Here is a 21,637-nt window from a genome sequence, read left to right as displayed (position 1 = left end):
GACACTTCGAGTTAATTGCAGTGGTACCTGCTGAAGGAGTATGGCGTATGCTCAATTATTTTCTTACATTAGATCCCGTTATCCAAGCTTTTCTTGCATCGTTATTTACATGGGGAATGACCGCATTAGGCGCAGCGCTCGTTTTCACTACAAAAACCTTCAATCAAAAGCTCATGGACAGCATGCTCGGGTTTGCCGGCGGTGTCATGATCGCCGCCAGCTTCTGGTCGCTTCTTGCTCCAGCGCTCGAGATGGCTGAAGAAAACGGAGCGATTCCTTGGATACCAGCAGCAGGCGGCTTTATGCTTGGCGGAATTTTTCTATGGGGGATGGACCAGTTCCTACCCCACCTCCATCCAAATGCACCGGAACAGAATGCCGAGGGAATTCATCCTGGAAAGAAAAAACGCAGCACCTTGCTGATGCTTGCAATCACCATGCATAACATTCCTGAAGGACTCGCTGTCGGGGTTGCTTTTGGTGCAGTTGCAGCCGGCTTTTCATCGTCATCTATTACAGGAGCAATTGCGCTGGCAATCGGGATCGGGATTCAAAACTTTCCAGAAGGCGTTGCGGTCTCGATGCCGCTGCGTCGTGATGGCATGTCAAGAAGAAAAAGTTTTATGTATGGGCAATTTTCTGGTTTGGTCGAACCAGTCGCTGCCATTATCGGAGCACTTGCGGTTACGTTTATCCAACCATTACTCCCATATGCGTTAAGTTTCGCTGCCGGAGCGATGATTTTTGTAGTCGCTGAAGAAGTAATACCAGGCTCCCAGGAAGAAGGGAATACCGACCTCGCTTCGATGAGCTTAATGATCGGCTTTACGGTAATGATGATTTTGGACGTCGCACTTGGCTGAGCAGGTTTCAGAACCTGTGTATTATTTCCATAGGAGCGACGTTTTGCGTTTTTGTGCTTCAAGTACTTACGCTTAGACTGAAGCATGCCATTCTTCTATGTGAAAACAGCCATCCTGCTTTTTCTCACCAGTTGCAGGATGGCTGTTTTCTACATCGCTTCCTTAATGCCTTTTTTGACAAGCCACCAGTTTGCTGGATAACTCGTTAAAAAGCCTAAAATCATGGCGATCTGCATCATGAACCAATAGACGGCGGTGTTCGGCTTAGGTGGTTCCGTAAAAAGTAAATAATGGACAATCGCCATCCAGCCGAACATCCCCACTTCAAACGTGATCAACGACAACGTGTCCGCTTTTACTGCTGCTTTTATATTGCCGGCTACACCTTGCTCTTTATTCATTGGGTAAATCGCATAAAATTGGAAAATTATCCCGAAAATATAAGCTAATATAAACTCAACGGTGTAATGCGCAAATAGAGTGCTACCAGCAATTGTCAGTGCAGTGAGAGCAACAATAGGTACGCCGAGTGCGTCTCCTGCTGTACATCCGGCTGAACAGTGGCTCGTTGACATAAATACCTTGGCTGCTTGCCCGCGCTCATCTTCTCTTTCATTATCCTTCGCCTTCAGACGTCCCCATTTAAAATACGTCCAAAGAGCAAATGGTCCGAAAAACCAGCCGTTAATCGGCCAGACAACATTCATGATCGTCATCATCTGCGGATGCCTGATCACATCTACAACAATGATCACAGAACAAAGTAATCCTATTCCTAAAGCAATCCATGAGATAACAGTCAGCATGTTTTCACCCCCGAGAAGGTTTCACGCTTGTATACCCTCGGTAGGTATAAAGTAAACATGTTGACTTCTTTAGGGTTATCCTAGAGCAACTTTTAGCAATAAGCTTCCACTGTCTGCTTCTCCCCTATTAAAAGAGTTAAAATCTGCTGCATGTTATTTATCTGGAAATGATAGCTGTCGTCGCCGCTGGTAAAGTTCAAGCAAATGATAATCTTCATAGATTTTTGCTAATCTAAGCAATTCACTGTCTGCCCCCTTCGCACTTATAAGCTGAACACTCGCAGGCAGGTTAGTAGAAGTCATGCCAACCGGCAAAGATAGCACCGGGTGTCCTGTTAAATTAAAGTAAGAAGTATAACGTATCATGCAGTTAAAAATAGGTTCGGTCTGCCCGTCAATGGTTACTTCTTCTTGCCCAATTGGTTTTGGCAGCGCGGGTAAGGACGGTGTCATCAACAAATCGATATCAGTAAATAACCGCTCACAAGCGAAGCTAATAGCTTTTTGTCGTTTTCGAGCTTCAATGTATTCCACAGCCGGAACGGTGGCCCCTGCATCTATTGCCAAACGTACATCCTCACCGTATTTTTTGAGATACTTCGCTGCGCGCCATCGATGGATAGAGGCTGCTTCTGCTGTTGCTATTGTAAAAGTCAATGCCCCTGCAAGCTCAGCATCAGGGACTTCCACTTCGACAAGTTGTGCCCCTAATTGTTCAAATTGTTGCAAAGCCTTCTTATACACAGCCAAGATCTCTCTTTCACAACGGTTCGTGAAATGATTGACAGGAACACCAACTTTTATTCCTTTCAAATCTTGCTTTCTTTCATCTTCTATTTCAAAATTGCATTCCGTTAACGCTTCCATCATAATACGGATATCATCCACAGTACCTGCGATAGGCCCTATGTGGTCCAAACTCCAGGATATTAAAGTAACACCCGAATTTTTCACAAGATTATAGGTAGGTTTAAAACCGACCAAGCCGCAGCAAGCGGCAGGGATACGAACCGATCCTCCCGTGTCTGTTCCAAGAGAACCAGCAGCTGAACCGCCTGCCACAGAAACCGCGGAACCACCGCTTGAACCGCCTGCAATCAACTCAGAATTCCATGGATTACGTGCCGGCCCATAAAAAGGATTATTATTCGTTATCCCAAACGCAAATTCATGCATATTTGTCTTGCCAATCATGACCGCACCTTCTCTGTTGCAGTCGCGTACCGCTCTGGCATGGTGTTTGGGAACAAAGTGTTTATCAATCAGCGAACCGCTCGTTGCAGGTAAGCCCTTTACATAAATGTTATCCTTATAGCTAACCGGAATTCCTTCCAGGCGGCCGGCGTCCTCGAGGTTCCAGCGCCTTTCAGCAATCTCCGCCTGTTGGAGCGCAATGTCTTCCGTTTGCAAAATAAAAGCATTCAAGTGTTGGTTTTGCCGGGCACGCTCTAATTGTTTCCGTGTTATTTCTGGTGGAGAAAATTTTTGCTCACGATAACCGGCTAATAAACTTTTGATCGTGTCCATTCCTAAAAACACCTCCAAAAAATAATCATCTATTCTTTTATGACTTTTCCGAGGTGTGCTGTTCATCCCTACGGGGTATTTTTCGTCACATACGTTCCAGCAAGCATATCATGTATACTGCGCTTATCATCACGCAGCCCAACCATGAACGCACTGATAAGAGCTGCAATTCCTATCGTTATCGCGTAAATAAGGCCTGCTACAAATGTACGCAGCAGCATCGCCCCAACCCCTAATTTATTTCCATTTACTTTTACAATCCTGACTCCCATGATACGTTTCCCTACCGTATATCCAAACCAAACCACCGGTACAATGATGGCATACGCAAGGCTTAACAAATTTGTAAACCAATCGCCTTCAGCATTCCCTGTGATGATGTAACTAATCACAGCCAATGGAATGCCAATGACGATGCCGTCTAAAAGATTAGCAGCTAATCTCCGCCAAAATCCTGCAGGGTTCCTAACCATTTTTTCTCATCCCCTTTTCTATTTTAAAATCCTTCTTCATCCTAACATACTCACAAGCAACAACAGTAAGAAGCGTCATCCATCACAAAAAGGTGCAAGCTGTGAATACGCAGCTTGCACCTTTTACTTACGTTTGTGGAATAAGACCACTGTCCCCCTTACATACAGATTGTTCGTCGTGGGAGTGTTCTTCGCTTTCCATTTGAATCGTCGCGTGGTCAATTCCTTTTTCTTTTAATTGTTTTTCCAATGTTTGAATGAGAGCTTCACTTTCATAGACGGTTAAACCCCCGTTCACTACCGCGTGGCAGGAAAGAGCATTCTGACCGCTCGTAATGCTCCAAACATGAAGGTCATGAATACCGAGTACTCCTTTTACTTCCTCCATCGTTTGTACAATTTCTTTGGTATCAACATTTTCAGGGGTACCCTCCATCAGTACATGTATGGCATCTTTGCTGACACGCCAACCACTTATTAATACAAGTACAGCGACAATGACACTCGCAAGTGGATCTGCCCACCCCCAATTAAAAAACATAATAAACAGTGCGGCTGTAATGGCACCTATTGATCCAACCAAATCCCCTAGCACATGGAGAAACGCGGCTCGCATGTTTAGGTTTTCTTTCGTATCGCCGCCGCGACTCATAATCCAAGCAACGAGAATATTCACAAGCAATCCGATAATGGCGATAATCAGCATGCCGTTTGTGGAAACATCAGGAGGGTTGAAAAAACGGGGATATGCTTCATAAAAAATATACAGAGAAATAAGGATTAGTGTGACACCGTTAAAAACAGCTGCTAATATTTCAAAACGCTTGTAACCGTATGTTTTGGAAGCATTCGCTGCCTTACCGCCTATTGTGAACGCAAGCACACCGATTCCCAAGGATACCGCATCACTTAACATATGTCCTGCATCTGACAACAGCGCGAGGCTGTTCGTAAGAAAACCACCGACCGCTTCCACAATCATATATACCGTTATGATAAAAAAGCTAATTAATAATGTTTTTCTATTAGTTGAATGGGAGTGGCCCAAGTGTGATCCCTCCTAACTAAAACAACTATTTAACGTTACTGTTCCCGAAAATAACGAAAGTCACTCATCTATAGAACTAACCCTTAAAATAAGAAATCGCCAAATGAAAAAAAGGATCATACTAAATGGTCTATCTCCCACCGATAGACGCATAAAAAAGCTGGTACTGCAGAGTTCGTCTCTCTCGGACCAGCTTTTTGTCTTCCTTCTATCCTGCTAATTTTTCTGTTTCCCCAGCTTCTTTTTTCCCTTTCGGAATCAGGAGATTCAGAAACACAGTTGCCAATGCCCCAACAGTAATACCAGACGACAAAATATAATTCACCCAATCCGGCGCATTCTCCAACACCTCTTTTGGCAGTACTGTCATCGCGATCGTCAACAAAATCGGAACACCAATCACGATCATATTTCGGTCATCAATCAAGATTGGCTGAATGACTTTCATGCCGTTCGTCACGATTGCAACACAGACAATCGTAAAGATGCCGTTAATAACAGATTCCGGAATGCAAGTAATCGCTGTTGAGAGCTTCGGCACGAGACCAAGTCCGACTAAGAGAAGGCCGCTTGTAAGAATGACCATTCTGCTTGCTACACCCGTAATTTGCAGAAGACCAGCATTGGATGAATAACCAGTCAGCGGTGTACTGCCGACAAGCGCACCGGCAAAACAGCCAATTCCCTCCCCAACAGACGCACGGTTTAAACGTTTCTCACCGAGATCTTCCCCGGTGACCGAGGAAACGACAAACCATGTCCCGGTTGTTTCAATCAAAATCACAAAGTATACGAGGACCATCGTAATGATCGCACTAACATCAAATACAGGTGCTCCGAATGGAAACAAAGTTGGAAGCGAAAACCAGCTTGCTTCCTTTACTGGCGAAAAATCAAGCGGATGAAAAAAACTCGCTGCCATTGTCCCGAGAATGATAGCAACAATAACAGACACAAGCCGGAAAAAGGTACCAAACCCTTTCAGTCGGTTTCCAAGAAGCATACATATTATGAGGACTGCTGCCGAAATCGCACCGATGGCAATGTTTTCACTGATCGTTCCACCTTCCGCATAAAAGATATTATTAAGCCCAACCGGCATTAACGAAATACCTACAATAATGATGACCGTACCCCCAACAAGCGGCGGGATAATCTTTTTCACTGTTTTGGCAAACACTTTTAACGGATAACCTAATGCCGCAACGATAAGCGCACCTGGGATTAAACTTCCGGCAATGGCGCCGAGGCCGAGCTTACTGCCAATTGCGGCAATGGCCCCAATTGGGACGTACGACGGCCCCTGTACGACAGGAAGTTTGAGTCCTGCCCCCGTCTGAATGAGAGTCGCTATTCCAGTCGCCAGAAAACACATTTGCACAAAAAAAGAGGTGTTCTCAGCACTTAAGGATAGGAGTCCGGCAATAATTATCGGAGCAATATACAAATCCATGGCCAGTACGTGCTGCAATCCAAGCAGCAATGATTTAGAAGGACTGATTTTATCATGAACACCTATTAGAATGTCACTTTTCATCTGTTTCTCCATTCCCAAAACCCCTTTGCTCTATTTTCGAATGTTATGAGAGGATTATAAAAGATTTCCGGTCGTTTGTACACCTAAAAACGAACGTTTATATATATTTTTATTTTTTAGTTCGTTTTTAGGTTGAAAGAGGTGGTGAGCTGATTTAGAATAAAGTAGTAAACGACAGAGGAGGTTTCTAATTGTGGTGAAGGATCAAGCTTTAATGGAAGATTGGATAGTAGCCTGCCGTGCGGAGGATGTGCAGGATAAACCGATTCAAGTAATGATCATGGGGGAGCGTCTCGTTATCTTTCGAAATTCAAAAGGGGTGCACGCGTTTAAAGATTTGTGTATTCACCGTGGTGCCGCACTTTCACTTGGGGAAGTGAAAAATGATTGCCTCGTATGTCCGTATCACGCCTGGGAATATGATGACAGCGGAGCGTGTGTCTCCATTCCCCAACTACCAGAAGGTCGGAAAATACCAAAAAAAGCAAAAGCTGTTTCTTATTCATGTCAGGAAAAGTACGATCTGGTTTGGGTAAACTTAGCAGGGAATGAACCCGCGCTCTTTACCTATCCTCCAATGGCGGATGAAGCCTATCATAATATCATTTGGGGTCCACAACAAGTGACGGCGAAACCACCGCGTGTCGTCGAGAATTTTCTCGATGTCGGCCATCTCGCCGTTGTCCATGAAGGGTATTTAGGAGAGAAAAAGCACCGGGAGATTTCAGATTATAAAGTACATCGTGAAGGGGAGCGGATTTTCTCCGATGAAATTGCCATCTTTCAGCCAGATCCGGATGGTTCCGGACAAGCGAAAAATGTCTATTACACATACGAGATACTTCGACCATTAACAGTCCTTTTTACAAAACGCGATCCGGATACAAATACGAAGATGACCATCTTACTTACCGTCCGCCCTATCGATGAAGAGAAATCAATGGCGTACGGCATTATGTCATTTAACTATGAAACTGGGAATTCAGATGCGGACACGATAGCCTTTCAGGATGAAATTTTCTCCCAAGATAAGCCAATCGTAGAAAACCAAAAACCAGAAGAGCTGCCTTTGGATCTGCAAGTGGAATTGTCACTAGTTTCTGACCGGGTGAGCATCGCCTATCGTCAATACTTAAAAGAATGCGGTGTCGTACTCGGTACATCTTAAGAGAGACACCGTAGCTCATTCAACCGGCGTGTATATCGTCGGCAGTGTCGCAGAAATGATATCCCCATTTTCAAGCTCGGCAACATATTCGTGTAGAAAAATACTTTCCTGCCTGTTGCCGAGTAAAATACTCACTTTTTCTGCCCCACCATCCATAACGTAGTTTCCATTACCGCCGTCTGGCTCGATTTTATATCTCCCAGCTGGCATATCCTTCCCTACCGTAAAAGAACCAGCGGGTAAAGAATGTGGTTCTGCTTTTTTTTCAACAATTACTGCCTGAAGCTTTTTCAATTCTGTTTCCAGTGAGCGCAAAGCTTGTTCCTTTTTTGCCAATTCGCTCTCCATCTCTTTTTTTTTCGCCGTTATTCTTTGTGTTTTCTCGTATTGATCTTTTATAGAAGACAATTTTTCTTTTTGTAATTTGTAAGCAGCTGTTACCTTTTTTTCTTGTTTCTTCAACGAAGCAAGCTGGTGCTTTACTTCTTCGATGTTCACTGTCATTTCTTCTATTTGGACAGTAGCGTGTTCGTAGCCTTGCTTATAAGCCGCAACCATGCCACTAATAGATAGAATAATAATTACTGATACTAGGATGATCATATCACGCCTGAACACACTCATTCTCTTTATTTCTTTCAAAAGGAACTCCTTCTTTTCTACAAGTGATTGTCGCGTAACTATTGGTAATGAGGCTGCTCAATAAAATCGTATCCGGGATCTTTTCACCCGTTTTTATGAGGAGTGTCATCTAGTTAATGATCACAGCAAGATGAACTTGTTCGACCATCTCTATCCAATATAATGATGCTCCTCTACTTTTTCTACCTTTATGTTCTGGCTGTTATCATCCCAGATGAACACACACCCAGAGCGCGGGAGTACCCATTTGTCCAGCTCAATTTTAACAATATTGTTAGGCAGGTGGCTGATCACTTCACTTGCATCGAAAAATGGGATCGGCACAATCCTAATATTCTTATCGTCGTGTGTAAACAGCACGTCCACGTTATAAGTCGGTTCTGAGATAATGGAGATGAATTTTTTCATTGTTTTTAATTGCGGCATTTGAAACTTATACTTAAATTTATATTCTTTGTCAGCAGATGTTTCGATGGAGGAGTCAATTTGAAACTGGAGATAAAAACCATTTGTACTATTCTCAACTTCATATGTAAGCGGCTTATCGTTTAGCTCAAATGTGAATGTTAAGACCTCGGTAACGAAATTTTTCAGCTCTTCGTTCGTAAACTGCTGAATGGCTTCTTTATGTTCGTCGGAAATGAAAAGATTTTCCCGAAAAAACACCCCTTCTCCTTTAAACAATTCCTCTAATTCATCTTCCCAATAGGAAAAGCCAACCGTAATTCTTCTTTTCTTTAATTGAAAAATATTCATATTGCGAAAAAAAGATAGATCTTCTTCCACCCAATAATAATCGCTGCCAGTAAACTCCATCAAATACGGGCCAACTTGGTAAACTCGGTCGTTCCCATTGGAATAACAAACATTATACTTAAAGTTGCGGCGGAAATTATAGCGATTCTCCAAATACGGTTCAATTAGCGTCGTATATAGCATTTTCCCTTCATCCTCGCCGAGCAGTGATTCGGTAGAATTCCGGATGAAATTCTTTCGAGACGCGACCGAAAAACGCGCGAGTACGTTTTTATTCAACATAAATGCGTTCGCAATCGTATCTGACATTTCGAGTTTTTGATGAGATTTTGTGAAATGATCATACGCTAAATTAAATAACACCAGAGGAATCATCACACCAATCAAGGAGGTTATCATGTCCATATAAAAACTTTTCCATGTAATCGTGCCGATAAACACATTTAAAAATACAACAACGATAAGCAGAAGTAATAGAACCATAAAAAATAATATATTTATATTGCGGTAGGAGCGCTTTGACTCCTTTCTCACATCGTATTCGCCCATTTTTTTTACTCCTTACATTTCTAAAAGTAAATCTCCTACAACGTTGCAACTCCGTAAAGTGCAGATGGTGCCCCTGTCAAACCCGCCCACCACTGGTTGCCGTAATCAAAGTGCCACCACTCTTCCCGGTAATTAGTAAACCCGGCCGCACGCATTACGTTGAATAAGAGACGGCGATTCTCCAAAGCCATTCTTTCATCATTTTCCAGTGTCTCATTTTGGGCTTTCTGTTCCCAATAACAGGTCGCTGCTCTTGCCGTAAAATCATCGAAACCTGTACCCATCTCGACTACTTCCCCATCCGGACCAGCTATTGTTACATCTATGGAGCCGCCGGTTATATGTGGGGAGGGTGCTGTTCTAGAATTGGAGGGACGAGACACATATTGTTTCGTTAATTTCATTAACTCGTCATTCTTTTTATCGGGATGGGCTATTTTAAGCTGATTAAAATAGTCCTTGAAGATTGCCTCCTGAACGTGGTAGGGCCGGAAGCCATCCCAAACAAGCAATGTATAAGGTTCTGGAAGCAGAGCAGCCGCTTGCAGCAGTCGCTCTCCTACTCCTTCACGTATAAAACATGATCGCAGTGCTCCCGGGACCCCATGTTTTTGATACATCGGCTCTGCCTTTACTTTCTCTGATCCTAGTTTCTCTACAGAGACAAGCGGTTCGGATACATGGCGAATAGGGATCATTTCCCATTCATTCGGAAAAGAGAGCAAAGGAATGGGTGTATGATTGCAAGACATATCGATACCTCGTTCCTAATTGAAATACGTCTGCCGCTTTAGGTATTTTTTTGTTTCTTCGGCAATCGCAGGATTGGCATGTTGACGAACTGTATATAAAAGATCTTCCTCTGATTGAAAAACTGTATCCGTTTCATCCTTTTGCAGAAGGTGGCGAATGCGCAGACGCTGTTCATTAATGGAGATCGTCTTTTCTGGCAAACATTTTGACAGAAGCAGCTGCTTGTTAAAAGCAGAGCGATCGTCGTCAGTGATGATGAACTTAATACGGTCGAGCTCTGACCAATCGGCCGGCTCTGTTGAGAAAGCGTAACGAAGCTGCCAGTCTGTTGTTCCTTTCGTTTCTAAAACAGCGTTTCCTTTTTCCGTATTTTTGAGGCGCACGCGAAATATCCCTGCGCTCGATTCTTCTGGAGGGCCGTCAACCACTAGAGGCTTCCGGCTTAAATTATTTCCAAAGCCGGCATCTGCCACATAAAGCTCTCCCTCTATGTCAACCACATTCAATACGTGTGTCTTATCCGTCGCCCAGCCGTCCTCATGATACACCGTACCAAGTGCTAAATGAACATCAATACCCAATTTCTTTAGACATAGATAGACAAGCGGGTTCAATTCGTAACAAAGACCACCACGGTTTTGTATGAGATGCTTTTTAATAAGAAAATCTTCCGTAACCTTTTCTTTATCTCTCATTACAACATCTACGTTTTCAAACGGGAAACGGTCTGCAGTAGCTTCGAGAACCTTTGTTATCGATTCTAATTTGTCCTCCTTAGCCGAAACACCGATTTCACTTAAAAAAGTGTTCAATCTATCGCTCATATTACCAGCTCCTCCATACAATCAGGGCAAACAGGCCCTTTCACTTTCATCCTATTATAATGTAGCGGCTACAGACTGAAAACAAAAACTTGATCAACTTAAAAAGACACTACGGGAAAGGTCCACAGTGCCAAGCATTATCCTCATTGACACTAGCTCATTTTCTTTACAGATAAATGAAAAAACGCTCAGTGCATGGTTGCCTGAACGTTAAGCTTTATTATTTTTTGTTTTGACTGTATTTTTCGTGAAGAGCTTTCTCGACGATTTCTGGCACGAGTGAGCTGACGTTTGCTTCATACTTGGCTACTTCTTTTACGATGCTTGAGCTTAGATAGGAATATTGGTTGTTCGTCATCATAAAAAAGGTCTCAATGCTCGGGTCCAGCTTCCGGTTAATGGATGCAGCTTGCATTTCATATTCAAAATCTGATACTGCTCGCAGACCACGAACAATCGTGTGGGCTTTCTTCTGGCGGACATAGTCGATTAAGAGCCCGTTAAAAGAATCAACTTCGACATTGTCCAGGTAGGAGACCGATTGTTTCAGCATTCGAACACGTTCCTCGACAGAGAACAGCGGAACTTTATTACGGTTATGCAGCACAGCCACGACCATGTGATCAAAGACTTTAGCGCTTCTTTCGATAATATCTAGATGTCCGTTAGTCACAGGGTCAAAACTTCCGGGGTAGACTGCTATAGAAGGCACGCTTCTTCTCCCCCTTTCTATATATTAATCAGATTTGTAAATAGAAATTCCTGTATCCCCATATGTCACTGCTTGCTTTTTATGTAAGGTTGTGACTGAACCAGGCAGATCGACAGAAGAGCGATGTTCACAAATTATTTGTCCCGATTCTGCGAGCAGCCCCATTTCAACAATTAATTCTATGACGTCCGTTACATTTTCATCCGCATAGGGAGGATCAAGGAAAATGACGTCAAACATTCTCTTTCGTTTCGCCAGCACATGAAGGGCACGTTCTGCTTCATTACGATACACTTCACACATGCCGAGAAGATCCAGACTTGATAAATTATTCTTAATCACCCGCACAGCTTGTTGAGCACGGTCGACAAATACACATGTCGAAAAACCTCTGCTCACAGCCTCAATGCCAAGGCTTCCTGTTCCCGCATACAGATCAAGTGCCGTTCCCCCGTCAAAATAAGGACCGATCTTGTTAAAGAGAGCTTCCTTCACTTTATCGGATGTCGGTCTGGTTTTCATCCCGGGTACTGCTTTTAACGGCCTTCCTTTAAATCTTCCAGAAATGACACGCATAGTTTGTTCACGGCCTTTTGTCAAAATTCGCTCTTTAGTTTCACTTTATCCTACCACAATGTTTTTAAGAATGGCAAAGAATTCTTTTATTAACTTTTTTCTTTAGAAATATGTATATTATCCGCTTACACCGTACATAATGACAGACAGCAGCATCATTCATGCTGCTATTAACCGCGGAGAAGACTTACTTTCCCCATAAGTTCTTCCTCCGGTTTCTCCTCTCCCATAGCCCGCTAAATGCGGGCAAGGCTGTTCCTTTACCCTGAGGAACAGCCTTTTTTTAATCTCGGAATGACTTGCATTCTCATCACAAATACACCAGCTATGAGCAAAATGGCGGAGATGAAAAATAACCCGCGAATTCCCATTGTTGATGCAATCAGGCCGCCTGACATAGGGCCCAGCATGGATCCAAGGAAAAGAAAGCTGTTAGAAAATCCATATGTCCGGCTTTCCATCCCTTCTGGCGACAACGTTCTTATTAAGGAATTAGCTGCCGGTAAAAGACCGCCAAGACAAAGGCCGGTTAAAAACCGCATTACAATCAAATGCCAAAGCTCTGTAACAAATGCTTGTGGAACTGCAAACAGTGCGGCACCGATTAAGGAAAACAACAGTACATATTGTGCACCTTTTCTGTCGCTCAATCTTCCTAAGCGAGGCGAAGCAAGCATATTGGCAAATCCCATCGCTGATACTGCGAGGCCTGCAAAAAAGGCACTATTCACTCCCCCGCTTAAATCTTCCACCAATAGGGACACCATTGGATTCAATCCGACGAGAGAAAATTGAATAATAAAGACAATCACAAAAATAAACGGTACCGGCTGAACGGCCGCTATTTTTTTAAAATCTTGCCAGGTGCTCGTTTTTTCCTCATTTTTAGGAGGAGTAAAGTCTTCCTTCACAAACATTAGGACAGTTAAAGCTGCAATGGCTACTAATATCCCGGTGATATTAAAAATTGTTCGAAAGCCGAACACCTCTGCCATTAGTCCGCCAAACAAAGGTCCGCAGATGGCACCGGCAACGGAGCCTGCCTGCAAAATTCCGAGGGCATATCCGACATGTTTTTTCGGTGTATTTGTGGAAACGAGTGCAATGGATGCAGGATTGAAACCCGATATCGTCCCGTTAATAAGACGGAAAACGAACAGACTCCACGGACCTGTCGCAAACCCCATTAAGACCATCACAATTGCCATTCCAAACCCAGAACGAAGCACCATTAAACGACGGCCGTGTCGATCCGCAAGTCTTCCCCATAACGGCGACACAAGAAACGCACTAAAAAAGTTTACCCCGACAATCAGACCGGACCAGATTGTCACTTCCTTATGGCCGGTCACACCGAGGTCTTGCAAGTAAAGCGGCAGAAAGGGGATGATCATTGTCATACCTGACATCACGATAAAAACAGACGTCGTTAAAATATATAAATTCTTCTTCCAATCGTTCACGAACGAGACCCTTCTTTCCTCTTCCAAAACATGTGCGTTATTATAATATAGACTTGAAAGCTGAACAAAATAATTGCTTATTTTTTTACTATACACCAACACAAAAAACCGTCCTCTCATTTTGAGACGGACAGTTCCTTATAAACCCATATTGTAATTAAACGTTTTTCGTTCTTCTGTTTCGCGAGGATGAAGACGGCCACTGAAAGTTGTCCGCAGCTTTGGTTTCATGGAAAGTTCCACTTTGGTAACAAACGGAAGTGCTTGCAACTTCTCTTTCACTTCTTCTACCTCCGACTGTGCGCAGTAAAGAATGGCGTAGTTCATTTTTTTGGATATATAATGGACGGTTCCATATTTGCGAAGCTGCCGCGCTTGTTTCATCGCATTCAGCCAAACCGCTATCCCAATCCGTGCTTCTGACATTGCCCATTCTCCTTTCAGCGTAACTCCTATTTAGTTTAGCACGAAGAAAGTGACCCGGCAAATAGCAGGAATTTGTCGTATGTGTCAAGTTTCTCTCTAAATGGTTATGAGAACAATACTTGCAACACTTTGTTTTTACACATCTACACGACTTCCAATCGCTCTGGGCGGACGCTTTCACCTTCAGGCACAAGCACGACATCAGTTCGAAACTTCGCTCACGCTCGTTCTCACTGTGTCTTCTTAGCCGCGGGCAACGCTTCAGCTTCCTCGGGCCTACAGGATGTTGGTCATGCAACCGTTGCGACAGACGCTCGCGAATTTAGGTTGCCTCCCTTTAACCGCTCACTGCGGGATCTAAGGAAGCCGCCTAAGTTCCCCACGTCCTGTGGGAACGGCGGCCCTAGCACCTCCTGTGCGTCGCAGGATGCGGTGGCTTCTGCGTTCACTTGTACAGGACGTACTGACTTCTACGTTGCAAACAGGACGTTTGCGTTCTTAGTAGAAGTTCCCTTCCCGACGTGTGCGGTTTTAGCAGAAGTTCCTTTATGCTTTTCCCGCTGGAGTCGCCGCCCGACGCTCTTTTCAGTCCACAAATAGCAATTTTCTTTTGAAATTATCGAGCAATATTTTATACATACGAATTTGTCTGGAACATCTGGTAGGGATAGGGTTGTATGAAAAAAACGTTTTTGTTTACATAATATTATTACGCAAAAAATAATACACCCACTGTCTAGCTTGACAAACGCTAACAATTTCTCACATAATATGATATAGATAAGAACTATGTTTAAAAAAGCAACGATAGGGATTAGTAGAATGGATCGGCGCCTTTTAGAGAGCACAATCCGTGGCTGCAAGATTGTGCGGAGAGCCCCCTTTGAACCTGCCCTGGAGCTGTTGGAACGATGAATTCCTACCGTTCTCCTGCGTTAAAGGAGTAAAGCGGGATCACGACCTCGAATGGCGTGTATCCAAGTAAAGGTGGTACCGCGGAAATGAACCTCTTCCGTCCTTTTTTAAGGACAGAAGAGGTTTTTTGTAAGAAGGTACAAGTGCTTTGGCATGTAAAACCCCTCTAGAGCCGCGATCATAATAGAAATGAGAGTGCTGGCACAACACTAGAGGAACGAACGATTATAGGGAACTTATAAGGTGATGACATGAAAAAAGAACGAATCGTCGTTAAAATCGGAAGCAGTTCCTTAACGAACCCAGGCGGCGAACTTAGCCGGGAAAAATTAACCCAGTACACTGCTGCGATTGCCAGACTTCGTGAAGCCGGGCACCAAGTAATTTTGATTTCTTCCGGAGCGGTAGCTGCCGGTTTTTCAGGGTTGAAATATCCGTCACGCCCCGTGACCCTTGCTGGAAAGCAGGCGGCAGCAGCTGTCGGGCAAGGACTGTTAATGCAAGCATATACAGAAGCATTTAACAAGTACGGCATCGAAACAGGCCAGATTCTACTCACGCGCAGTAACTTTGCTAATAAACAACAATATCAAAATGCATACGCCACCTTGTCAGAGCTGCTCCGGCGCGGCGTTCTCCCCATCATTAATGAGAATGACTCCATTGCAGTAGATGAGTTGACGTTTGGTGACAATGATATGTTATCGGCACTTGTCGGCGGCTTAATTCATGCCGACAGCCTGTTCATCCTCACGGATATCGATGGTATTTATGATGATAATCCAAAAACAAACCCAGAAGCAAAACGTTATCAATTTTTATCAGAGATACCACCCCTCTTGTATGAACAAGCGGGAGAGGCGGGAACCAACGTCGGAACCGGTGGAATGCGCTCCAAACTGGACGCTTCCAAAACAGCTCTGTCCCTTGGACTCCGTGTCTTTATCGGTACAGCCGCCGATGAAAATTGTTTACTGGATATTCTTTCCGGTAAAGGCAACGGCACGTATATCGGGTTTAGCGGCCATGAAATACTGACGAATAAAAAACAATGGCTTGCCCTCCATTCCCTCCCTGCCGGCGAACTTCATATTGATAGTGGTGCCAAAAAGGCCCTGCTCCATAAAGGAAAAAGCCTTCTGCCTGCAGGGATTGTAAAAGTCACCGGCCGTTTTGAGCAAGGAGCTGTCGTAGAAGTAAAAGATGAACAAGGACTATTGCTCGGTAAAGGCCAAGTAAACATGAGTGCTGCCGAATTAGAAAAAATCAAAGGAAAATCGACTGCCGAAGCAGCAGCATACACGAGAACGACACGCCCCGAAGTCATTCACCGTGATGAATGGGTTCATATTGAAAAGGAGAGGGTATAACAATGAGTAAAACGATGAGTACGATGCTCACACAAGGGCAGAAAGTAAAAAGGGGTGCAGAGCAAGTGGCCCTCCTCTCTACCGAGGAAAAAAACAATCTCCTGCTTGTGATGCACGAACAACTGCTTGAGGACACAGAAATGATTCTCGCTGAAAATGAAAAAGACATGGAAGCCGGTGAAAAAAACGGCCTTTCTGTAGCCTTGCTGGATCGTCTGCGTCTTTCAGCTGCCAGAATTGAAGATATGGCGGAAGGTTTCCAGCAAATCGCTTCTCTTAGCGACCCGATTGGTCAAGTGATGGAAAGCTGGGAGCGCCCAAATGGACTCCAAATTGAAAAAGTACGCGTACCACTTGGTGTAGCGGGCATTATATATGAAGCACGTCCTAATGTTACCGCCGATGCCGCAGCCTTATGTTTAAAAACCGGCAATGCCGTATTTTTACGCGGAAGTTCATCTGCATACTATTCCAATCGGGCGATTGTTGCATCGATTCATAAAGCCCTTAAAAAGAAAGGGATCACGACCGATGCCTTGCAGCTTGCCGAAGATACATCACGGGAAGCAGCTTCTGAGATGTTCACGATGAACCAATATTTAGATGTACTTATCCCACGGGGAGGAGCGGGGCTCATTCAAGCAGTCGTAAAAAACTCCTCCATTCCAGTTCTCGAGACTGGGGTCGGTAACTGTCATGTCTATATTGACGAAACAGCCAATAAAGAAATGGGAATCTCTATTGCCGTAAATGCTAAAACACAGCGGCCTTCTGTATGTAATGCGGCTGAAACCATTATTCTTCATGAAGCATGGGTACGGGAGAACGGCGAGGAATTAGTAGCAGCCCTCTTGGAAAAAGGAGTAGAAATCCGCGGGGATGAGACGATTCAAGCCCTCCACGCCAATGTGAAAAAAGCAGTAGCAGCCGATTGGGAAGAAGAATATCTCGATTTAACTGTTGCCATAAAAACAGTTCCCGATACAAAAACAGCGATCGCCCACATTAAGCAATACGGAACTGGACATTCAGAGTCGATCGTGACCGAATCGACAGCTAATAAAGAAATGTTTCTCAGCCACCTTGATGCAGCAGCCTTGTATCACAATGCGTCTACTCGCTTTACCGACGGTTTTGAATTCGGGTTCGGCGCTGAAATCGGCATCAGCACCCAGAAACTCCACGCCCGTGGGCCGATGGGATTGGAAGCATTAACATCATACAAATATGTTGTATCCGGTAACGGACAAATAAAAGAATAGGAGGAGTAGTATGCTGGAAAACAAAAAAATTGCCTTTATTGGTGCCGGTTCAATGGCAGAATCGATCTTTGCCGGCTTAATCACCAACAAACTTGTTGACGCGGAGAATATTATATTAACGAATAAATCTAATCACGATAAGCTAAAAAATTTAGAAGAACAATATAACGTAAAGACAACGACCTCTAATGAAGAGGCGATGAATGCAGCTGATGTTGTTGTTTTAGCTATGAAGCCGCAGCATATAGAAAAGGCAGCGGCCGACTTAAAAACATACACACGAGAAGACCATCTTTTAATCTCTGTCCTTGCCGGAACTTCTTCATCCTTCATTGAAGAGTTATTCGGCAATGAACCAGCCGTTGTCCGTACAATGCCGAATACATCCGCCAAAGTAGGCGCTTCTGCTACCGTCATCTGTGCGGGACGTTATGCCAGTGAATATGATATGGAAACGGCATCCGCCCTTTTTTCTGCTGTAGGAACCGTGACAGTTCTGGATGAATCGATGATGGACCGAGTAACCGGCATTTCCGGAAGTGGGCCAGCGTATTTTTATTATTTCGTAGAGGCAATGGAAGATGCTGCAGCCGAAGTCGGCCTACCCGATGCAGAGTCAAAAGAGCTGATTATTGAAACAATCGCAGGTGCGGTCAAACAACTTCGGGAGACAGATAAAGAAACGCATGAACTTTATGATGAAATTATGAGTCCAAACGGTGCAACCGAAGCTGCTTTTCGGGTGCTAAGAGAAAACAATGTCGCCGAACATTTTAAAGACAGCATGAAAGCAGCAATGAAACGCTCTGCTGAACTCGGTGAATCTTCTAAAAGTTCACTATCTCGATAAAGGGAGCTAGTCATGTTAATCCTTGCGACAGAACGTCACGTTTTGTTGACCTGGTTATAATTTGTACAAAAACGAACGCTCAGCATTAGGACTGAACGTTCGTTTTTGATTGTGTAAAATACATTAGACATTCATACAAATTAAGAAAATATTAAGAGGTAGAACGATGGGGTTGTAATCTTAGTGATTGTGCTTTTTTATGGCGCCATTCGAATACCTAAGACATCTCTGTGTCCGTTTTACTGTGTTTTCGTGGCGTCACAGACGCGCTATGAGTCAAGTCCATAATATTGTGTAAAAGTGTTATAATGTTTTGCCGGTGTGGTTCCAATAAAAAAGAGAGAACGGAAATCTATTTCGCCTTTATTTGGAGGGGCGGGCATGATAGCCTGGAATGGTTAGCCAGGTTGTTTCATAACCTGGCTTCCTGGCTAGAATTCATGCCCGCAGAGGCTCCAAGTCAAGGTGAAATACGTCTCCCACTCATTCATTCGATGTGGTTTCCAAGCCTCCCAAATAAGGACGATTTTGTTTCTTCCAGCGTTCTTCCATATCCATGAGGACAGAGCCAAGAATGCGGATAGCGGATTGGTCGTGAGGGAAAATACGAATCACTTTTTCTCTTCGTCGCAGTTCCTCGTTGGCCCGTTCGATCACATTGGTAGTACGCAGATGCACGTAATGCTTGAAGTCATGAGCATAGAACTGGGTGGCGTCGTCAAACCCATCATCCAATTTCTGAATCACTTTAGAGAAGCCTTTTTGATCCTCGTATTTGGTCATGAATTGGTTTTTTAGCTGCCGTGCTGAAGGAAGGTCTGTCGCTTTAAAAATGGCTCGCAGCTCTTGACGAGCTTTTTCAGTCCCTTTCTTCGGCATGACCTCTATCATATTTCGGAGAAGATGCACGCAGCACCGTTGCCAGGAGGTTCCGACGAATTTCTTTTTAATAGCGGATACGAGCCCGGTGTGAGCATCCGAAATCACCATTTTAGGAGAACTGAGTCCGCGTGATTTCAAGTAATCGAAAAAAGTAACCCAGCTTTCCTCTGATTCTCCGTGCGTAATCTGTAGTCCGATGATTTCCCGGTCGCCTTTTTGATTCACCCCGCAGGCGATATGAACCGCTTTCGACACCACTTTATGATGTTCCCGCACCTTGATGTACATGGCATCCACGTAAATATATGGATAGTAAAACACATGTAAAGGGCGGTCTTTCCATTCCTGCACGACCGGATCCAAGGATTTCATTAGGTCAGAGACAAGCGATTTCGATACACTTTTTCCGCAGAGTTCCTCCACAATTTTGGTGACCTTTCGCGTTGATACCCCGTTGACGACCATTTCCATCATCGATACGATCAGGGCCTGTTCGCAGCGTTTATACCGCTGAAAGACGGTGGTGGAGAATTCTCCGTCCCGCGTACGCGGAACCTTTAGTCGCAACGAACCGGCTCCTGAAATCAATTCGCGTTCATAATAGCCATTGCGATACCCCCGCCGTTCCTCGGTTCGCTCGTGTGACAGCGCATTAATATACTCATCTCGTTCTTTCTCCATCATCGAATTCAACAAAATTGTTAAGGCTGCTTTCACAGGTGATTCGAGAGAACTACTTTCTACTTTGTCTTTCAGATCATCCAAGTTTAGTGTAATATTGAGTTGGGTCATCATCAGCACCTCCGTGTTTTTTTGTTTCGGCAAAGACATTATAACACGGTCTGATGATGACCTTTCTCTTTTACACAATTATAAGGACACAATCCGCGCTATGATGCTTCTATTTCGGTTGTGCTGCCTTTTCGTGACCTCATACTTGGGCTATGACGTCGTTATTTCCGAACTAGCGTATGTTCACGACGCCACACAAGAGCTAAGGCGTTGTTATCTCAGTGCTCAGTCATTTTCAGGGCGCCATTCAAACACTATCACATCGCTATTCCTAGACTATCTAATTTTCGCGACGCCATTCGAGCGTTATGAGTTGTTATTTCGAGGAAATGTGTTGACGCGGCACCATACGAACAGGAACGGCTACCTATACGAGAATCTGCCACAACTCGGTTGGATTTTCTAGTAATTCTTTTAGCCGGTTCGTAAATGCAACCGCTGTTCCGCCATCTGCAACACGATGATCAAATGACATTGACAGGTTCATCATTGGTCGTATGACGATCTCGTCTTCTTCTGTTACAACGGCTCGCTTTTTCGTTTGATGAAAAGAAACGAGCGCAGTTTCCGGGTAGTTTATAATTGGCGTAGCACCTGTGCTACCAAGAGGGCCGACATTGCTAATTGTCATTGTGCTCCCTGATAAATCACGGGGAGTCAGTTTTCCGTCTTTCGTTTTTGCGTTTAATTCCTTCATTTCTCTATGAATAGTAGACAAAGATTTCTGATCCGCATGTTTTAAAACAGGTACCATCAAGCCCTTTTTTGTGTCAACCGCAAGGCCAATATGATATTCAGTTTTTAAATGAATGACTTCCTCTTCTTCATCTAGTACAGCGTTGAAAACCGGGAATTCTTTTAGAGCAACTACGGTAGCTTTCACAAAAAAAGCGGCTGCCGATATGGATATCTGATCTTTTTTCATTTGAGTTCGCAGTTTGGATATAGCAGACATATCAACTTCTTCCCAATGAGTAACGTGTGGAATCGTATAGAGCGACTGGGTCATTTTTTTTGCAATATGCTGACGTACTTTTGTGAAGGGAATTGTTTTCAGGTCGTCTCCTTCATTGATTTCATTTTCTTTTGGCTGTTCTTGAGAAGACATCTCCTGTTGTTGCGGTCGTCTTACCTGCTGCTCCGTACGTAGAAACTGATAAATGTCTTTTTCTCTCACTGTATCTCCGGCTATCGCTTTCGCTACTTCTTCAAGTTTAACACCATAATCTCGTGCTATCTTCCGCGTATAAGGAGCAGCTAATACACGGTTATATTTATTCACTGCATCAGTTTGTTGGTCTTCGTTAAGCAATGGACCACCTCCCACTTCCTACATTAGACGACTGTTACCGTATTTCCTTTCCAAAAGTGGAATACTATTGTAGGTAATATTTTGATCTTTTTACCCTTAGGGCTCCGTGTCAATCAATGTTGATTACGTTT

The 21,637-nt window shown here is 44.0% G+C and carries 20 protein-coding genes and 1 other annotated feature; of the genes, 5 read left to right on the top strand and 15 right to left on the bottom strand.

Going from position 1 to position 21,637, the window contains the following annotated elements:
- The first annotated feature begins 47 nt into the window (after positions 1–47).
- Positions 48–863 (top strand): ZIP family metal transporter, encoded by an 816-nt coding sequence (locus LOR49_RS05235; RefSeq protein ID WP_240375137.1) that lies wholly within the window; start codon positions 48–50, stop codon positions 861–863.
- 149 nt (positions 864–1,012) lie between these two features.
- Here the strand turns inward: LOR49_RS05235 and LOR49_RS05230 are convergent, their stop codons facing one another.
- The 5 genes from LOR49_RS05230 to LOR49_RS05210 all read right to left on the bottom strand — a co-directional run bounded on the left by LOR49_RS05230 (position 1,013) and on the right by LOR49_RS05210 (position 6,266).
- A complete protein-coding gene (locus LOR49_RS05230; protein WP_240375135.1) occupies positions 1,013–1,669 on the bottom strand; it encodes a DUF4396 domain-containing protein in 657 nt (218 codons plus the stop codon).
- Positions 1,670–1,822: 153 nt separating this feature from the next.
- Positions 1,823–3,196, bottom strand: a complete 1,374-nt coding sequence (locus LOR49_RS05225; RefSeq protein WP_240375132.1) for an amidase — start codon at positions 3,194–3,196, stop codon at positions 1,823–1,825.
- A gap of 68 nt (positions 3,197–3,264) precedes the next feature.
- The gene (locus LOR49_RS05220) at positions 3,265–3,669 is read right to left on the bottom strand and encodes an RDD family protein (protein WP_240375129.1); all 405 of its coding nucleotides are present in this window, start codon (positions 3,667–3,669) and stop codon (positions 3,265–3,267) included.
- Between the two features lie 127 nt (positions 3,670–3,796).
- Positions 3,797–4,717: a cation diffusion facilitator family transporter gene (locus LOR49_RS05215; RefSeq protein ID WP_240375127.1), complete on the bottom strand. Its 921-nt coding sequence runs from the start codon at positions 4,715–4,717 to the stop codon at positions 3,797–3,799.
- Positions 4,718–4,925: 208 nt separating this feature from the next.
- Positions 4,926–6,266: a uracil-xanthine permease family protein gene (locus LOR49_RS05210; protein ID WP_240375125.1), complete on the bottom strand. Its 1,341-nt coding sequence runs from the start codon at positions 6,264–6,266 to the stop codon at positions 4,926–4,928.
- 178 nt (positions 6,267–6,444) lie between these two features.
- Here LOR49_RS05210 and LOR49_RS05205 point away from each other — a divergent pair, with 178 nt between their 5' ends.
- Positions 6,445–7,422, top strand: a complete 978-nt coding sequence (locus LOR49_RS05205; RefSeq protein WP_240375704.1) for a Rieske 2Fe-2S domain-containing protein — start codon at positions 6,445–6,447, stop codon at positions 7,420–7,422.
- Positions 7,423–7,437: 15 nt separating this feature from the next.
- Here LOR49_RS05205 and LOR49_RS05200 read toward each other — a convergent pair whose 3' ends face one another.
- From LOR49_RS05200 to LOR49_RS05165, 8 genes are all read right to left on the bottom strand, one after another.
- Positions 7,438–8,064, bottom strand: a complete 627-nt coding sequence (locus tag LOR49_RS05200; RefSeq protein ID WP_240375123.1) for an ABC transporter permease family protein — start codon at positions 8,062–8,064, stop codon at positions 7,438–7,440.
- Between the two features lie 150 nt (positions 8,065–8,214).
- Positions 8,215–9,369, bottom strand: a complete 1,155-nt coding sequence (locus tag LOR49_RS05195; protein WP_240375121.1) for a hypothetical protein — start codon at positions 9,367–9,369, stop codon at positions 8,215–8,217.
- Between the two features lie 35 nt (positions 9,370–9,404).
- On the bottom strand, positions 9,405–10,121 hold the full coding sequence (locus tag LOR49_RS05190) for a M15 family metallopeptidase (RefSeq protein WP_240375120.1): 717 nt from the start codon (positions 10,119–10,121) through the stop codon (positions 9,405–9,407).
- Positions 10,122–10,136: 15 nt separating this feature from the next.
- Positions 10,137–10,946 (bottom strand): arylamine N-acetyltransferase family protein, encoded by an 810-nt coding sequence (locus tag LOR49_RS05185; protein WP_240375118.1) that lies wholly within the window; start codon positions 10,944–10,946, stop codon positions 10,137–10,139.
- Positions 10,947–11,166: 220 nt separating this feature from the next.
- A complete protein-coding gene (coaD, locus tag LOR49_RS05180; protein WP_240375116.1) occupies positions 11,167–11,658 on the bottom strand; it encodes a pantetheine-phosphate adenylyltransferase in 492 nt (163 codons plus the stop codon).
- A 24-nt stretch (positions 11,659–11,682) separates the two neighbouring features.
- Positions 11,683–12,234, bottom strand: a complete 552-nt coding sequence (rsmD, locus tag LOR49_RS05175) for a 16S rRNA (guanine(966)-N(2))-methyltransferase RsmD (RefSeq protein WP_240375702.1) — start codon at positions 12,232–12,234, stop codon at positions 11,683–11,685.
- 260 nt (positions 12,235–12,494) lie between these two features.
- Positions 12,495–13,697, bottom strand: a complete 1,203-nt coding sequence (locus tag LOR49_RS05170) for an MFS transporter (RefSeq protein ID WP_240375113.1) — start codon at positions 13,695–13,697, stop codon at positions 12,495–12,497.
- 138 nt (positions 13,698–13,835) lie between these two features.
- On the bottom strand, positions 13,836–14,123 hold the full coding sequence (locus tag LOR49_RS05165) for a YlbG family protein (RefSeq protein ID WP_240375110.1): 288 nt from the start codon (positions 14,121–14,123) through the stop codon (positions 13,836–13,838).
- 795 nt (positions 14,124–14,918) lie between these two features.
- Positions 14,919–15,146 (top strand) — a binding site (T-box leader).
- 143 nt (positions 15,147–15,289) lie between these two features.
- On the opposite strand from LOR49_RS05165, the gene proB reads away from it, so the two are divergent.
- Genes proB through proC form a run of 3 tightly spaced genes read left to right on the top strand, consistent with a single transcriptional unit; the run spans position 15,290 to position 18,520 of the window.
- On the top strand, positions 15,290–16,408 hold the full coding sequence (proB, locus tag LOR49_RS05160) for a glutamate 5-kinase (RefSeq protein WP_240375108.1): 1,119 nt from the start codon (positions 15,290–15,292) through the stop codon (positions 16,406–16,408).
- A 14-nt stretch (positions 16,409–16,422) separates the two neighbouring features.
- Positions 16,423–17,670, top strand: a complete 1,248-nt coding sequence (locus tag LOR49_RS05155) for a glutamate-5-semialdehyde dehydrogenase (protein ID WP_240375701.1) — start codon at positions 16,423–16,425, stop codon at positions 17,668–17,670.
- 10 nt (positions 17,671–17,680) lie between these two features.
- Positions 17,681–18,520 (top strand): pyrroline-5-carboxylate reductase, encoded by an 840-nt coding sequence (gene proC, locus LOR49_RS05150; protein ID WP_240375106.1) that lies wholly within the window; start codon positions 17,681–17,683, stop codon positions 18,518–18,520.
- A gap of 483 nt (positions 18,521–19,003) precedes the next feature.
- Here the strand turns inward: proC and LOR49_RS05145 are convergent, their stop codons facing one another.
- A complete protein-coding gene (locus tag LOR49_RS05145; protein ID WP_240375700.1) occupies positions 19,004–20,194 on the bottom strand; it encodes an IS256 family transposase in 1,191 nt (396 codons plus the stop codon).
- 367 nt (positions 20,195–20,561) lie between these two features.
- Positions 20,562–21,506: a dihydrolipoamide acetyltransferase family protein gene (locus LOR49_RS05140; RefSeq protein WP_240375104.1), complete on the bottom strand. Its 945-nt coding sequence runs from the start codon at positions 21,504–21,506 to the stop codon at positions 20,562–20,564.
- Positions 21,507–21,637: the final 131 nt, after the last annotated feature.

Origin of the sequence: Bacillus piscicola (genome assembly GCF_022458745.1) — a bacterium.
GTDB lineage: Bacteria > Bacillota > Bacilli > Bacillales > Marinococcaceae > Alteribacillus_A > Alteribacillus_A piscicola.
This window is presented reverse-complemented; position numbering and strand designations above follow the sequence as displayed.

What these genes read in the sequence shown, in the direction of transcription:
- LOR49_RS05235 (WP_240375137.1), top strand. Translation starts at nt 48, where the DNA reads ATGCTCAATTATTTTCTTACATTAGATCCCGTTATCCAAGCTTTTCTT.
- LOR49_RS05230 (WP_240375135.1), bottom strand. Translation starts at nt 1,669, where the DNA reads ATGCTGACTGTTATCTCATGGATTGCTTTAGGAATAGGATTACTTTGT.
- LOR49_RS05225 (WP_240375132.1), bottom strand. Translation starts at nt 3,196, where the DNA reads ATGGACACGATCAAAAGTTTATTAGCCGGTTATCGTGAGCAAAAATTT.
- LOR49_RS05220 (WP_240375129.1), bottom strand. Translation starts at nt 3,669, where the DNA reads ATGGTTAGGAACCCTGCAGGATTTTGGCGGAGATTAGCTGCTAATCTT.
- LOR49_RS05210 (WP_240375125.1), bottom strand. Translation starts at nt 6,266, where the DNA reads ATGGAGAAACAGATGAAAAGTGACATTCTAATAGGTGTTCATGATAAA.
- LOR49_RS05195 (WP_240375121.1), bottom strand. Translation starts at nt 9,369, where the DNA reads ATGGGCGAATACGATGTGAGAAAGGAGTCAAAGCGCTCCTACCGCAAT.
- LOR49_RS05190 (WP_240375120.1), bottom strand. Translation starts at nt 10,121, where the DNA reads ATGTCTTGCAATCATACACCCATTCCTTTGCTCTCTTTTCCGAATGAA.
- LOR49_RS05185 (WP_240375118.1), bottom strand. Translation starts at nt 10,946, where the DNA reads ATGAGCGATAGATTGAACACTTTTTTAAGTGAAATCGGTGTTTCGGCT.
- rsmD (WP_240375702.1), bottom strand. Translation starts at nt 12,234, where the DNA reads ATGCGTGTCATTTCTGGAAGATTTAAAGGAAGGCCGTTAAAAGCAGTA.
- LOR49_RS05165 (WP_240375110.1), bottom strand. Translation starts at nt 14,123, where the DNA reads ATGTCAGAAGCACGGATTGGGATAGCGGTTTGGCTGAATGCGATGAAA.
- proB (WP_240375108.1), top strand. Translation starts at nt 15,290, where the DNA reads ATGAAAAAAGAACGAATCGTCGTTAAAATCGGAAGCAGTTCCTTAACG.
- LOR49_RS05155 (WP_240375701.1), top strand. Translation starts at nt 16,423, where the DNA reads ATGAGTACGATGCTCACACAAGGGCAGAAAGTAAAAAGGGGTGCAGAG.
- proC (WP_240375106.1), top strand. Translation starts at nt 17,681, where the DNA reads ATGCTGGAAAACAAAAAAATTGCCTTTATTGGTGCCGGTTCAATGGCA.
- LOR49_RS05145 (WP_240375700.1), bottom strand. Translation starts at nt 20,194, where the DNA reads ATGACCCAACTCAATATTACACTAAACTTGGATGATCTGAAAGACAAA.